Origin of the sequence: Mariniflexile litorale, from assembly GCF_031128465.2 — a bacterium.
Taxonomy (GTDB): domain Bacteria; phylum Bacteroidota; class Bacteroidia; order Flavobacteriales; family Flavobacteriaceae; genus Mariniflexile; species Mariniflexile litorale.
Window position 1 is genome coordinate 3,523,670 of sequence record NZ_CP155618.1, and the last position, 14,452, is coordinate 3,538,121.

Annotated in this window: 11 protein-coding genes and 1 CRISPR repeat array (1 of these 12 only partly in view); of the genes, 7 read left to right on the forward strand and 4 right to left on the reverse strand. The window is 31.7% G+C overall.

Translation table 11 applies throughout. The features are described 5' to 3' along the window. Positions 1-906: a patatin-like phospholipase family protein gene (locus QLS71_RS14740; RefSeq protein WP_308993248.1), complete on the forward strand. Its 906-nt coding sequence runs from the start codon at positions 1-3 to the stop codon at positions 904-906. 5 nt (positions 907-911) lie between these two features. Here the strand turns inward: QLS71_RS14740 and QLS71_RS14745 are convergent, their stop codons facing one another. From QLS71_RS14745 to QLS71_RS14755, 3 genes are all read right to left on the reverse strand, one after another. Then, the gene (locus QLS71_RS14745; protein ID WP_308993247.1) at positions 912-1,433 is read right to left on the reverse strand and encodes a hypothetical protein; all 522 of its coding nucleotides are present in this window, start codon (positions 1,431-1,433) and stop codon (positions 912-914) included. A 265-nt stretch (positions 1,434-1,698) separates the two neighbouring features. Then, entirely contained in the window at positions 1,699-3,249 is a 1,551-nt protein-coding gene (locus QLS71_RS14750) for a hypothetical protein (RefSeq protein WP_308993246.1), read from the reverse strand. 78 nt (positions 3,250-3,327) lie between these two features. Next, a complete protein-coding gene (locus QLS71_RS14755; RefSeq protein ID WP_308993245.1) occupies positions 3,328-3,714 on the reverse strand; it encodes an acyl-CoA thioesterase in 387 nt (128 codons plus the stop codon). A gap of 348 nt (positions 3,715-4,062) precedes the next feature. Between QLS71_RS14755 and QLS71_RS14760 the strand changes: the two genes are divergently transcribed. Continuing rightward, positions 4,063-4,377 (forward strand): hypothetical protein, encoded by a 315-nt coding sequence (locus tag QLS71_RS14760; RefSeq protein WP_308993244.1) that lies wholly within the window; start codon positions 4,063-4,065, stop codon positions 4,375-4,377. Between the two features lie 91 nt (positions 4,378-4,468). Here the strand turns inward: QLS71_RS14760 and QLS71_RS14765 are convergent, their stop codons facing one another. Further along, on the reverse strand, positions 4,469-5,365 hold the full coding sequence (locus tag QLS71_RS14765) for an aldose 1-epimerase (RefSeq protein WP_308993243.1): 897 nt from the start codon (positions 5,363-5,365) through the stop codon (positions 4,469-4,471). A 235-nt stretch (positions 5,366-5,600) separates the two neighbouring features. Between QLS71_RS14765 and QLS71_RS14770 the strand changes: the two genes are divergently transcribed. The 5 genes from QLS71_RS14770 (at position 5,601) to cas9 (ending at position 13,273) form a co-directional block, all read left to right on the forward strand. After that, positions 5,601-5,939 carry a DUF2853 family protein gene (locus tag QLS71_RS14770; RefSeq protein ID WP_308993242.1) on the forward strand — a complete coding sequence of 113 codons (339 nt, stop codon included), beginning with the start codon at positions 5,601-5,603 and terminating at the stop codon, positions 5,937-5,939. 91 nt (positions 5,940-6,030) lie between these two features. Continuing rightward, complete coding sequence (locus QLS71_RS14775; protein ID WP_308993241.1) at positions 6,031-6,861, forward strand: S1-like domain-containing RNA-binding protein; 831 nt, start codon at positions 6,031-6,033, stop codon at positions 6,859-6,861. A gap of 2 nt (positions 6,862-6,863) precedes the next feature. Then, positions 6,864-8,261, forward strand: coding sequence for a tRNA uridine-5-carboxymethylaminomethyl(34) synthesis GTPase MnmE (gene mnmE / locus QLS71_RS14780; protein WP_308993240.1), 1,398 nt, complete (start codon positions 6,864-6,866; stop codon positions 8,259-8,261). A gap of 586 nt (positions 8,262-8,847) precedes the next feature. Next, complete coding sequence (locus QLS71_RS14785; protein ID WP_308993239.1) at positions 8,848-9,588, forward strand: hypothetical protein; 741 nt, start codon at positions 8,848-8,850, stop codon at positions 9,586-9,588. A gap of 331 nt (positions 9,589-9,919) precedes the next feature. Beyond that, entirely contained in the window at positions 9,920-13,273 is a 3,354-nt protein-coding gene (gene cas9 / locus QLS71_RS14790) for a type II CRISPR RNA-guided endonuclease Cas9 (protein WP_308993238.1), read from the forward strand. 59 nt (positions 13,274-13,332) lie between these two features. Then, positions 13,333-14,452: direct repeats of the CRISPR family, unit length 36 nt; unit sequence GTTGTGGTTTGATTAAAGATTAGAAAACACGATATT; it runs 1,063 nt beyond the window's last position.

Sequence of the window (14,452 nt, forward strand, 5' to 3'; positions counted from 1 at the left end):
ATGAGGGCATTAGTAATTTCAGGAGGTGGAAGTAAAGGGGCATATGCAGGTGGTGTAGCCGAATATTTAATTAAAGAAAAAGGACATACTTATGATTTGTTTGTAGGAACTTCTACAGGAAGTTTGTTAGTACCACACATCGCGGCGGGTAAAATTGATAAGATTTATGATGTGTTTACAGATGTTAAGCAAAGTAATATTTTTAGTGTAAACCCTTTTCGTACCCGAAAAAAAGGGGATAGAGAATATGTGTCTATAAATTTTATGAACTCCTTATGGCAGTTTATAAAGAAGAAACGCACCTTTGGAGAGAGTAAAGCATTAAAGCGTTATCTTAAAAAGCATTTTACCGAAGAAGAATATAATTTAATAAAAGCAACCAAAGAAGATGTGGTTGTAACGGTATCAAATTTATCTTTAAATAAAGTAGAATATAAGTCTATTAAAGATTTTTCATATGAAGAATTTTGTGAATGGATTTGGATTTCATGTAACTATATTCCTTTTATGTCTATAGCAAAAGTAAATGGGTTTGAGTATGCCGATGGCGCTTTTGGTTGCGTTGTGCCCATACGAGAAGCTATCCAACGCGGAGCCACAGAAATAGACGCTGTGGTTTTGGAATCTGAAAACATGGAATACATGAAAGTTTTGGGTAAAAACCCGTTTTCACTCATGCTTAATTTGTTTGGACATTTGTTAGACCAAGTAGAGCGCAGTGATATTTTAATAGGAAAACTCGCTGCTAAGAATAGAGGGGTGACACTTAATTTATATTACACACCTTCAAAACTTACCGAAAACTCCTTGATATTCAATAAAAAATTAATGATTTCTTGGTGGCAACAAGGATTTGATTATGCGAAAAATAAGCATACCGAAGCTATGTCAAATGAAGTACGCTAATTAATTTACCACAATTCAGAGACTTCTTCTTTTATAAACGATAAGGCAGCATCGCTGGGAGAAAGGTGTTCCATCATTTCTGTTAAAATAACTTCTCTAAGTTTATTAGCCGTATCCGTTTTTTCAAGTAAACTTGCTTTTCTTATTAATTGAATGGTGGCATTTTTTGCGGCATTAATAATCTTCCAGCACTTCTCACTTACATAGATTTGTTGTGTTAAATTGTGTTCAAATTCCTGTTCAATACTATGTATAATTAAAGCTTCATAATCTTCTTTGCTTGAGGATATAGGAGAAACCCTAATTAATAAATTAGAAGGTGTAATGCGTTCTAAAAATAACACCATGCGTTCGTAGGCCTGCAATCGCATTGGTAAAGCATTAACTTGTAAATCTTTTTTTAACAGATAGCGTCTTCTGCCATCTTCATTTTTTATGTGTTCTTTAAAAAAGTGGTAAGCAATAAGTCCTGTAATTAATGAAGGAATGGCGAATAAAAATATATCAATTAATCTGTAGGCATCCATAAAATACTATTTGGTTAAGTTTGTATGTGTTAATTAGCTATTAAAGTATGGTGTATACTGCAATCCATAACTAATTTTTTTTGTTCCAAATATAAACAATCTTTTAAATTTTGAAGAGTGTAATGAAAGTGAAGTAAAAATTTATTGTTTATACATTCATGACAGAAGAAGTTAAGACTGAATATTTCTTTGAGGAGGCGTAATTAGAATTTAATATAGTATTACTAATAGAAAGTTACACTGCATGGAATGGACCCGTTTCACTCTAAAATATAATATGTTGATAGGCTCCAATATCGGGAGCAGTCGTTCTACTAACATTTAAAATATCAAATGGTACTTGTGTAGCAAATATTGACAAGCCTTTGTTTACAGCAGCAGAATTTTCACCAATATTAAGCCTGTTTTTACTAGGATTCATAAAATCTGGATCTTTATTAAAAATGTTACCTTCATAATGATTGGTGTTATTTAAATCATAATTAGCACCCGTGAAACTGTTATTGCTATTTTGAAAACGTATGAGGCAATTGGTGAATTTGAAATTAAAAACCACGGTATTGTCTTCAACCTCATCTATCAAGATTTCCGGATTATCGTTTCCATAAATAATGCAATTATTAAAATGGGCTTGGGTTAAATCGGTTATAAAAGTTGTGCCATCTTCGTCTGTCATAAAATTATTCAATAAAACAGCAGGGAATTGCCTAGAGCCGTTCCAATAGTTGGCAATAGTACAATGCGTAAAATTATATTTCCCGCCAAAAACACCTGCAAACGATGATTGACCACTATTATTAATCACTACATTTTCACCAGTAATAGAGGTATTTCTTCCCATGACACCAAAATTACTAGAGTTGTAAATTTGTGAATTGATAATTTTTAATTTTTCAGTAGCGGCATCAGGGTTACCCTCGCATAAAATACCTACTGTACTATTTTTTATGGTCGTATAATTTATAGTATTATTCACACTACCATCTAATAACCAAATGGTACCCCATTGTCCTGGTACGTTGGCCAAGTCGGGTTCCAATCGGTCGCCTTCAAAAATGACTTCGTTCTCTAAAAGTTCCGGATTGCTGCTAACATTTCCATTAACCTGTAATGAAGCAGCTTCGGTAACAATCAGTCCTGAATTATCATGAAAATGTATACGAGCCCCCGCATTAATAGTTAAGGTTTGTCCATTGGGTACAGCAGCATAACCATAAATAACATAAGGTTTTTCGTTTGTAAAAGTAAGTTCGTTAGATGATAGTTCGCGACCTTGAATTTCTGTTTCTAATATTTCACCACCCACATTAAGTGAAAGCGTTTCTATTACTTTGGTGGTATTATCTCTATTAGGATATATAAAAATGGCATCTTGCACTAAAGTAACCAACTCTACTTTTTGAAGATTGGTACCAGCATCAAACTCTATTTGGTCCGTGTACAAAAATTTACCATCTGGATTGGAAAAATTGTTAATATCGATGGTTGTTTCAATAAAAATAAACAAGCTGTCTTTAGCCAGAATCTGAATGTTTTCGAAGTCTTTTCCAGCCCTACCATCTACATTTAAACGGTAATTGGAGGTATTGCCTAAAGCGAGTCTTATAGAAGGAATCATAATATCATCATTACTTCTATTGTATACTTTTAAATTATAGGTACTAGAACCTATATTAGTAAATATCGTGTCTAAATATACAGTATCTTTTGAAAAAAGTAGAGACCCTGTGTTTGGTGAAAACTCAAAATCTTTACGGCAAGAACTCCAAAGCATTAAAAAACCTATGGTAATGATAGTGTATAAAGTGCGTTTCATTAAACAGTCGTTATTTTAAATCAATAGAATTCAAAAATATAACTTTTGTTTTGATAGCATCGTATGTAGTCTCGTTATTTAGCTAAATAGACGTATTATTTCGGGAGTTATGCGTGCAGGACGTTTAGTTTCGCTATTTATCAAGCACCAATTGGTTTCAGACTTTGCTAGTAATTTATTAGCTTCATTGTATATTTCAACCATACGTGTAGAGGTAGCACCTTTAAAATTTATAATATAGGTTTTAAGGCTAATAACATCGTTTAGGAATGCCGGAGTTTTGTATTCTATATAATGAGAAAGCATCACCCAATAATAGTCTTTTAAAATTGTTGACGATGCGTTTTTTTGCCAATGGGCTTTGGCTATATGTTGTACCCATTCTATATACCGTACGTTGTTTACATGGTTGAGTTCATCTAAATCGCTTGGTGTTACTATTAGGGTAGTCTCGAAAGGTTTCATGTTGTTTTGATTTTAATTTTGTTGCTACAAGGAAACTGCATCAGCTTTTTCTGCCATAAAGGTAAAAAAATCGGCGATTATCTGTAAAATCAGGGGGATAATAAAAATAGTGAATTGTAAAATTATCCCGCTGATTACGCAGTATAACAACTCATCATACAACACCTATTTATGGATTTATGATGTTCTTTGGACACTCAAAAAGGCATATAAAAAGTTGTATGCAATAAATCCTTGAAACTTACTGACAGTTTAAAATTATGTAACATGTTTTAAAAATGATATAACAGCTTAAAACGGATATCAAGTACCTTTACATCATCAAAATAATCTTAAAACCAAGCAATTATGAAAAAATCACTTATTTTATTATTAATGATGGCAACGTTTGTAGCATTTCCAAATACTGTAATGGCCACTGAAAAAGCACCTATGCATACAACAACTCCAGCCGCACCTGAAATACCAGCAGAAGTAAAAGTCATGTTGAATCGTTTAGAAGAAATTAAAGCTATGGATAAATCGACTTTAAGCTCTTCTGAAAAAAAAGAACTGCGTAAAGAAGTACGAAAAATTAAGAAAGATGTTAGAGCTTCAGGAAATGGTCTTTATATTTCCTCGGGAGCCATTATTATTATCTTACTTCTAATAATTATACTTTAATAAATTATAGCTATTGAAACTTGATAGGTTTTTAATAGGATTATCCCAATCATCAACATGCTGTTACATTGAGTTGTGCAGCATTTTCTGTTTAAATTAACTTAACATTCCAATTAAGTTGGTATGTATTATTGGGTTTTAAAATTTGTAATCCCATATGGTTATTAAAACTATTAGATACCCCCGTAGTAGGCTCAATGGCTATTGTATTTGCCCTTGGCGGGGTGTAAATTTGTAAAAAGTTTTCTTCGGAAGATGCACTTATTAAAAGTTTATAATCGGGTGTGTTAAATTGAGTTTTATTGGAGTTTAAAATAAAACAGTCATCTAATTTTTTGTCTTTTATCTCAAAATGCGAGTTGTTTTCAATAGCTTTTGTACCAGAAGTTATACAGTGGTCATCGAAAACAAGTTGTTTATTACTATCAAAATTAAGCGTGCTGTTATATAAGTTGCTGCAACTAAAATAAGGGTGCCATCCAAGTGTAAAAGGAAATGTTTTGGAATGCGTATTTTTAACTGATACATTAAGGTTTACAGCATCTTTAGATATCATATATTCAAGTTGAATCGAGTAGGTGTATGGGAACCCGATGGATTCCTTGTTTTCAATATATTCTAAAGTTATTGAAGCAGTATTTTTGTCTTCTTTTTGATTAATAATACGGAATGTTTTATCAAAAACTAAACCATGTAGCGCATTGTTGTTATCCACTTCATTAATATCAAATTGAAACTCCTTACCATCATAGGTGTATTTACCATCTTTTATTCTATTGGCAAACGGAAATAAAATTGAAGATGCAAACGTATTGTTATAGGTTAAAGGAGATAAATCTTCAATAATAGTTTTACCGTCCAGTTTTAATTCCTGTAAACTAGCGCCTTGATGGACGTAAATTTTCGCATAACATGTTTTTTCTGAATTTTCTATTTCAATATATTCTAAATGATTATTGGTATTTAAAGTTTGTTTTATAGTGTACAATGTCTTCCTTTTTTTGATGATTAAAACGTTGCAAATATAGTAAGTGAAAATTAAAGTAATTGATCTAACTTAAGTTTGTAGAGTCCGTATTTTAAATTGATGATCGTAGAAGTAAAAACACATAATAATGAAGCGTTTTGGAAGTTTAAAACACTTCTGAACCAAAAAAAATAGTTATCTTTAAGACAGTTATCAATATAATTATTTTATAAACACATTAAAACAACAAACTATTATGAGTAAACGTGATGAACTTATTGCAAAGTATGCTACCGATTTAAAAGATAAGTGTGGTGTTACAGCAGACATGGATTTATTAACTAAAGTAACAATTGGTTGTGGTCCATCAATTTATAATGCAGATGCTGCAACGGTTTCTGGTACGGATGAATCTGAGCTAGCTACTGTAAAAAATAATTTTTTAATTAAAAAATTAGGATTGAAAGACAGTGCCGATTTAGATAAAGGAATTAATGCTGTTATAGAGCAATATGGTAAATCTAACCGTAATAAATATAGAGCTGTTGTTTATTATTTATTAACCAAGCATTTCAAAAAAGAATCTGTTTATTAATCTTAATAGATATAAAAAATGATACAGCGTTGCAAATTAAAATTGTAACGCTTTTTTATTGTCTAAAAACTAATATGATTACCTTTGCAGCATGATAAGAATTGGGCAAGTTAATACATTGGAAATACTACGCGAAACCGACCACGGTGCGTATTTGGTAGATACAGAAGGTAATGAAGTTTTATTACCAAATAGGTATGTGCCAGAATTGTTTAAAATTTATGATAAGTTAGATGTATTTGTATATTTAGATAACGAAGAACGCCCAGTAGCAACTACCGATATGCCGTATATTAAGGTGGGTGAATTTGCCTTATTACGTTGTAATGCTGTGACCGAATATGGTGCATTTTTAGATTGGGGCTTGGTAAAAGAATTATTTTGTCCGTTTAAAGAGCAAGCTTTTAAAATGAAGCCCAAAGGTTGGTATTTAGTGTATTGCTATTTAGATGAAAAAACAGGCCGCTTGGCAGCTTCGAGTAAAACCAATAGTTTTTTAGACAATAAAGAACTTACTGTGAGTCCGTTTGATGAAGTTGATATTATAGTGTCTCATCCATCGGATATTGGAATGAATGTTATTGTAAACAAAACCCATATGGGCTTGATTTACAACGACCAAATTTTCACCGATTTAAGTATTGGTGATAAGTTAAAGGGCATTGTAAAAAAGATTCGACCCGGAAACAAATTAGATATTTCGTTAGGGCAAATAGGTTATAGAAATATAGAACCAAATGCAGAGCGTATTATGCACGAACTTCACGATAATAGTGGATTTTTAAATCTAACCGATAAATCGGATCCTCAGGCTATTAAAGACGTGCTTCAAATGAGCAAGAAGAATTTTAAGAAAGCTGTAGGAACCCTTTACAAGCAAAAACAAATAGAAATTAAACCAGACGGTATTTACTTAGTTTAAATATGATTCATCAAGATACCATAGTAGCCTTAGCAACCCCATCTGGTGCAGGTGCTATTGCAGTGATTCGTTTATCTGGAAATGATGCTATTTCTATAGCAGATAATTGTTTTAAATCCATAAAAAGTAACAAGACACTTAGCTCTCAAAAAACACATACCATTCATTTAGGCCATGTTATGGATGGCACTAAAACCATTGATGAGGTGTTGGTTTCTGTATTTAAAAATCCGAATTCATATACAGGAGAAGATGTGGTGGAGGTGTCCTGCCATGGTTCCAATTACATTCAACAAGAAATTATACAATTATTTCTAAGGAAAGGCTGCCGTATGGCAACAGCAGGAGAGTTTACACTGCGCGCTTTTTTAAATGGAAAGTTAGATTTAAGTCAGGCAGAAGCTGTCGCCGATTTAATTTCATCAGATAATGAAGCATCTCACCAAATAGCGATGCAACAAATGCGCGGCGGGTTTTCATCGGAAATAGCAAAACTACGTGAAGAACTTTTAAATTTTGCGTCGTTAATAGAATTGGAGTTAGACTTTGCTGAAGAAGACGTTGAGTTTGCCAACAGAACCCAGTTTACAGACTTGGTAGTACGCATCAGCTTTGTTTTAAAACGCTTGATAGATTCGTTTGCCGTTGGGAACGTTATTAAAAATGGTATTCCAGTGGCGATAGTTGGCGAACCCAATGTGGGGAAATCCACCCTTTTAAATGCGCTTTTAAATGAAGAACGCGCCATTGTAAGTGACATTGCAGGAACCACTCGAGATACTATTGAAGATGAAATATCGATAGGAGGAATTGGGTTTCGTTTTATTGATACAGCGGGCATTCGCGAAACCAAAGATGTGGTTGAAAGTATTGGAATTAAAAAAACCTTTGAAAAAATAGATCAAGCACAAGTGGTTGTTTTTCTTGCCGACAGTTTAAATTTTAAAGAAGACGTGTTTATCAATTCTTTTAAGATTGAAATTGAAAAAATCAAAAACAAATACCCTCTAAAACCGTTATTAATTGTAGCGAATAAGGTTGATAAATTAGATGAAAATCAAATAAAATCAATCAAAAAAGACATTCCTCAAATTCATTTCCTATCTGCCAAAAAAAATATTGGGGTTGATGCATTAAAAGACAAACTCTTAAGTTTTGTAAATACAGGAGCTTTAAGAAATAATGATACCATCGTGACCAACTCAAGACATTATGACTCCTTATTAAAAGCATTGGATGCTATTGAAAGCGTGAAACATGGCTTAGAATCTGGCTTGTCTGGCGATTTATTAGCCATTGATATTCGGCAAGCCCTGTATCATTTTGGTGAGATTACTGGAGAAATAACCAATGATGATTTGTTAGGGAATATTTTTGCCAATTTTTGTATCGGGAAATAAAAGAGATACAACACCTTCTATTAAAGTAGCTCTGTAAAAACAGCACAAACCTGCGTTTGAATCCTATTAAGAATTTAACAATATAAGTTTAAGTAACAAATAATTGTTTTGAACGAATAGGGATTAAAATTAATTAAAAATTTGACTTCGTGGGTTGCTTCTAAATTGATACTTTCTATTTCAGATCCTGGTTTTTAAAGTTTACTACCCTATTTTTTTATTTTTAAAAATCTATGGAGTGTTTCTAATTCAATTTTTATTATATTTATTAAACCCAAGGTTCTTTTTATTTGTGTACTTAACACTAACTAAGGTAACATGTTATTTTGTTAACCTTAATAAGTATGTTGAACTTTCTATAACCATACTAGAACCACGCCATAACCACGCCATAAGCATGCTATAACCATGCTATAACTACTCTATAACCTCGTTGTTGCCCTATCCTTGATACGACCTAAAATAACGGTGCGGTTATTAAATAAATCTGATATCATTATTCCTATCCATTTTTATATCTTTATATCTGGTTAAGAGGTAGTTGTCTCTAGGATGTGGAGATTTGTTTTATTATAAAATATGTGTTATGGCAAAGCAAAAAGGTATCATTCCATTAGCTGGTACACTAGGAGGTCTAAATTTTTATTATTTAAACGGTAAACCCGTAGTAAGGCAAGCAGGAGGTGGTTTTAACAGCAAGGCTATAAAGACGAAAGATAGCATGCAACGTGTACGGGAAAATGGTAATGAGTTTGGACACTGTTCACATGTGAATAAGGTTTTTAAACACGCTTTAAGTCCTTTTTACATGGGTTGTAAACTTACATATTTGCATAGTAGATTGATGAGGTTGTTTACCCAATTGAAAGATTTAGACCTCATAAATAAACGTGGACAACGTGTTGTCGCTGAAGGTATAAAAACTTTTGAAGGACTTCAATTGTTGAAGCAATTTCAATATACGCCCGAGTGTGAAGTACAGCGAATTTTGCCTTTTAATTTTATCCTCGATGCACACACTTTTACCTTAACCATTTCAGAATTCGATATAAAGCATGTTGGTTTTGTGGCTGGTGCCACTCATGTAAAACTGAGTTATGGTGTTTTGGATTTTAATTTTAATGCTTTAGTATCCCAACTGTTTATGGCCCCACCTTTGATTTTAGATAAAGAAGCTTCCATAACCAGCATATTGTTAACACCCCAAAGTTTGCCAACAGGTCTTGGAATACCACTTTGTGTATTGGGTTTGCGTTTTTATCAAAATGTAGATGGGACGTTATATGAATTATGTGCCCAAAATACTGTGGGGTTTAGGTTATTTTGAATAACTAATTATTACTTGTACAATGTATGCAATATCAACTTTTTAGTATTCTTATTTTATGGAATTATAAAACATTTTTCAATGTAGTGGTGTTGTTTTTATAATATTTTTATTGATTTTTAATAGCAGATGACATAAAATAAAAAGTCCCACCGAAGCAGGACTAAAGATTTTCATCTACGGCATATAGCCTTATTGTGATAAGATTAAAGATTAGAAATTTTAATCGAATACAAATGTAGTAAAAAACAATGTTATTTACAATGAGGGAAACCGTAATATAAAGATTAGTTTTTTTGTAGTTTTAAGGTTATTAATTTTTAAGTGACTTATGAGCAGAATTTTAGGATTGGATTTAGGAACGAACTCTATTGGTTGGGCAGTAATTGATGATGTTGAAAATAGAATATTAGGAATGGGGAGTAGAATTTTTCCTACGGGAGTTGAGAATTTAGGTGATGGTGATAATGAAATGTCTAAAAACGCAAGTAGAACAGGAGCAAGAGGTGTTAGAAGGCAATTTTTTAGAAGAAGATTAAGAAAGAAAATATTATTGAAAGCACTTTCTGAAAACGGTATGTGTCCATTAGTTCAAAATGATTTTGAAGATTGGAAAAAAACAAAACAGTTTCCATCGGAAAAACTATTGTCTTGGTTTAAATTAAATCCTTATGAATTAAGACAAAAAGCTTTAATTGAGCAGTTAACTTTAGAAGAAATGGGTAGAGTTTTTTACCATTTAATTCAACGAAGAGGTTTTTTGAGTAACAGTAGAAAGGGTGGGGCAGATGATGGAACTATTTTTAAAGGAAATGTTAAAGATGGAAAAATAGGTATTACAGAAACGCAAGAAAAAATTGAAGATAAAACATTGGGATCTTATTTGTTTGGAATATATCCTAAAGAAAATAAGCCTTTTAAAGATGGTTTGGAACGAATTAGAAATCGATATACAACACGTAAAATGTATGTGGATGAATTTGAGATAATTTGGAATAATCAATCTCAATTTCATTCTAATTTGAATGAAGAGTTAAAAACTCTGTTTGGTGGAAGAAAACTTGATGGTTACAAAGAGGATGGAATCTTATTTCATCAACGACCATTAGGTTCTCAAAAACATTTAGTTGGAAACTGCTCTTTCGAACCTACAAAAACTAAATGTCCAATTAGTGCAATACCTAATGAAAAGCGTAGAGTTTGGGAATGGGTAAATACAGTGGAATACAATGGGAAGAAAATTTCGCAAGAAGAAAAAGAAAAAATAGTAGAATTTCTTTACGCTAATGAAAAACCAGATTTTAAAAGAATTAGAAAGGTAATTGGTAAAGAAAGTGCTGAATTCAAATTCAATTATAAAGATGATGACAGAATTGTTGGAACTCATACTATTTCAAATTTATCTAACAAAAAGTATTTTGGTAAAAAATGGTTTGCATTTTCAGATAAAGAACAAGAAGATATTTGGCATGTTTTATATTTTTTTGATAGCAAATCAAACCTAAAAGACTATGCTATAAAGAATTGGGGTTTTAATGAAGAACAAGCAGAATCTATTTCTAAATTTAATGTAAAGGATGGTTATTCCAGTTTAAGTAGAAAAGCGATTTCAAATATTCTACCATTTCTTCAAAAGGGTTTTACTTATGATGTAGCTGTAGTTTTAGGTGGAATAAAAAATGTTTTTGGTTCGGATTGGGAAAAATTATCTGATGAAAAAATAAATTTCTTTTACGATAATGTATTTGAAATAATTCGTTCAAAAACAAAAGGCGGTTTTATAAATATTATTAAAGATATCCTTCGAGATGATTATAATATTTCAGATAGTAAAATGAAAAAATTATATCACCATTCGGCTACTATTGATGTTGATGAACTTCTAGAAAGCCTTCCAATTGGAAAAGATGCTGATAAAGAAATACAAGCTATTAGAAACCCTATTGTAATCACAGCTTTATTCGAATTGCGAAAATTAATCAATGAATTAATTGAGGAACATGGCAAAATTGATGAAATTAAAGTGGAAATGGCTCGTGATTTGAAAATTTCAAAATCACAACGAAATAAAATCCGAAGAGACCAAAAACGATTAGAACGAGAAAATGATAGAGTAAAAGCAGAGGTTGAAAAATACACCAGAGTTTCTCACGATAATATTTTGAAATTTAAACTTTGGGAAGAATGTAAGAAGACTTGTCCTTATACAGGAGATACTATTCCCGTCAGCAAACTTTTTACAGGTGAAGTTCAAATAGAACACATCCATCCGTGGAGTCGTTCGTTAAATGACAGTTTTAATAACAAAACATTGTGTTATGCAGATGAAAATCGAAGAAAAGGTGATAAAACCCCTTTTGAGTTTTATGGAAATGACGAATTAGATTGGATTTCCAGAAAGGAAAGAGCATTAAAATTGTTTTCAGATACTAAAGAATATCCAAATTCGTATCAAAAGTTTAAAAGATTTGTTCAAGTGAAATTTGATGACGATTTTACTTCGCGTCAATTAAATGATACACGCTATATAAGTAAAGAGGCTAAAAATTATTTATCAAAAATTTGTAAACGTGTCATGGTTTCTCCAGGTCAGGCCACTTCTAATTTTCGTCATAATTGGGGCATGAATAATATTTTGAATGAAGAAAACGAAAAAACAAGAGAAGACCATCGCCATCACGCTGTTGATGCTTTGGTTATGGCTTGTACTAAAATTTCGTATGTACAAGAATTATCTAAATGGAATCGCTACAACAGAAAACCCGAATTAAAAGTTTTTCCATTACCATGGGAAACGTTTAGATACGATGCAGAAAAAGCAGTTGAAAAAATATTGATTTCGCATAAAAAGATTTCAAATGATATTACCATACGAACCCATGTTACAGAAAAAAATGGTAAGAAATATAAAAATATTGGAGTTGCTGCTCGCGGGCAATTACATAAAGAGACTGTTTTTGGAAAGCGAACTTTTAATGGTGAAGAAGCTTTTCATGTTAGGAAACCAATAGATAGTTTAACAACAGCCAAACAAGTAGAAAAAGTGGTAGACGAGACCATTAAAATGTTAATATTAAAAAGAGTTCAAGTGTTAGGCGGGTTTCAAAAAGATAAAATTCCAAATGAGACTTTTTTTATTGTTGATGGAAATGGAATAAAGCAACCACAAATATTTTTGCCAAACAAAAATGGAGACCCAGTTCCCATATTAAAAGTTAGAGTGAAAGAAAATTTTGGTGGTGCAGAAAAACTAAAACAAGATGTAAACCAATGGGTAAATCCAAGAAACAACCACCATGTATTGATTTATAAAGACATAAAAGGAAATTTAAAAGAAGAAGTAGTTACGTTTTGGACGGTAGTTGAGAGAAAAAGAACAGGAGATTCAGTTTATAAATTGCCTATTGATGGTGTAGAAATAGTAACAACGCTGCATATTAATGATATGTTTCTATTGGGGCTAAATGAAGATGAAATTAATTGGGAAAATCCAGATTATTCGGTTTTAAAGGAGCATTTATATAGAGTGCAAAAAACTTCTCAAAATGATTATTCATTTAGATATGCTCTTACTTCTACTGTTAATAATAAAAGTGAAGAAAAAAGAATTGGAGTTAAAGGAATTGTTTCTAATAACGCAATTAAGGTAAGAGTTTCAGTCTCAGGTAAAATTATAAAAGTATAATATTATAGATAAACTAAGTTCATTGACATATGATAGCAGAATTGCTAACCTCGTAACTGGTTGTGGTTTGATTAAAGATTAGAAAACACGATATTTTCCAGCTCTACCCATTCGCTAACTTTCATGTTGTGGTTTGATTAAAGATTAGAAAACACGATATTAATACTATGTTATTTATAAAAGCAAATTAGTTGTGGTTTGATTAAAGATTAGAAAACACGATATTCTATAGCCAAGGATAAGAACGGCGCATATAGTTGTGGTTTGATTAAAGATTAGAAAACACGATATTCAGTTTATAAGTTGGGTGTAAATTACGATGTTGTGGTTTGATTAAAGATTAGAAAACACGATATTCTTAATAGCATGTCTTGTAAACCAACGCCTGTTGTGGTTTGATTAAAGATTAGAAAACACGATATTAAAAACAAGTAACATTCAGCCACATAATTAGTTGTGGTTTGATTAAAGATTAGAAAACACGATATTATATTGTTACAATAAACGACAATAATTATAGTTGTGGTTTGATTAAAGATTAGAAAACACGATATTCTTTACGTTCGTATGCTAATCTTTGTCTTAGTTGTGGTTTGATTAAAGATTAGAAAACACGATATTGTGAATTTGGATCAATTAAACAGATTTCGGTTGTGGTTTGATTAAAGATTAGAAAACACGATATTTGTTTGAGGAATTTAGAAAAACAAAAAGCGGTTGTGGTTTGATTAAAGATTAGAAAACACGATATTATATTGTTACAATAAACGACAATAATTATAGTTGTGGTTTGATTAAAGATTAGAAAACACGATATTGCGTTAAAAACGCTGTAGAACTTGCGTTTGGTTGTGGTTTGATTAAAGATTAGAAAACACGATATTGTTTGAAAATGGCGATGTAAACCCGGTGCAGTTGTGGTTTGATTAAAGATTAGAAAACACGATATTCGATAGCCCAACAATAAAACCAGCTGTATGTTGTGGTTTGATTAAAGATTAGAAAACACGATATTTCCATATCCAAAGATAAACGTAGACGCTTTGTTGTGGTTTGATTAAAGATTAGAAAACACGATATTTCCATCGGGTACTGGTGATGCCTTAGTTGCGTTGTGGTTTGATTAAAGATTAGAAAACACGATATTGCATTAATAAAAAACCAAACTGTTTTCATTGT

Coding starts and splice junctions, on each gene's coding strand:
- QLS71_RS14785 (WP_308993239.1), top strand. CDS start 8,848: ATGGCAAAGCAAAAAGGTATCATTCCATTAGCTGGTACACTAGGAGGT.
- QLS71_RS14770 (WP_308993242.1), top strand. CDS start 5,601: ATGAGTAAACGTGATGAACTTATTGCAAAGTATGCTACCGATTTAAAA.
- QLS71_RS14750 (WP_308993246.1), bottom strand. CDS start 3,249: ATGAAACGCACTTTATACACTATCATTACCATAGGTTTTTTAATGCTT.
- QLS71_RS14760 (WP_308993244.1), top strand. CDS start 4,063: ATGAAAAAATCACTTATTTTATTATTAATGATGGCAACGTTTGTAGCA.
- QLS71_RS14775 (WP_308993241.1), top strand. CDS start 6,031: ATGATAAGAATTGGGCAAGTTAATACATTGGAAATACTACGCGAAACC.
- QLS71_RS14755 (WP_308993245.1), bottom strand. CDS start 3,714: ATGAAACCTTTCGAGACTACCCTAATAGTAACACCAAGCGATTTAGAT.
- mnmE (WP_308993240.1), top strand. CDS start 6,864: ATGATTCATCAAGATACCATAGTAGCCTTAGCAACCCCATCTGGTGCA.
- QLS71_RS14745 (WP_308993247.1), bottom strand. CDS start 1,433: ATGGATGCCTACAGATTAATTGATATATTTTTATTCGCCATTCCTTCA.
- cas9 (WP_308993238.1), top strand. CDS start 9,920: ATGAGCAGAATTTTAGGATTGGATTTAGGAACGAACTCTATTGGTTGG.
- QLS71_RS14740 (WP_308993248.1), top strand. CDS start 1: ATGAGGGCATTAGTAATTTCAGGAGGTGGAAGTAAAGGGGCATATGCA.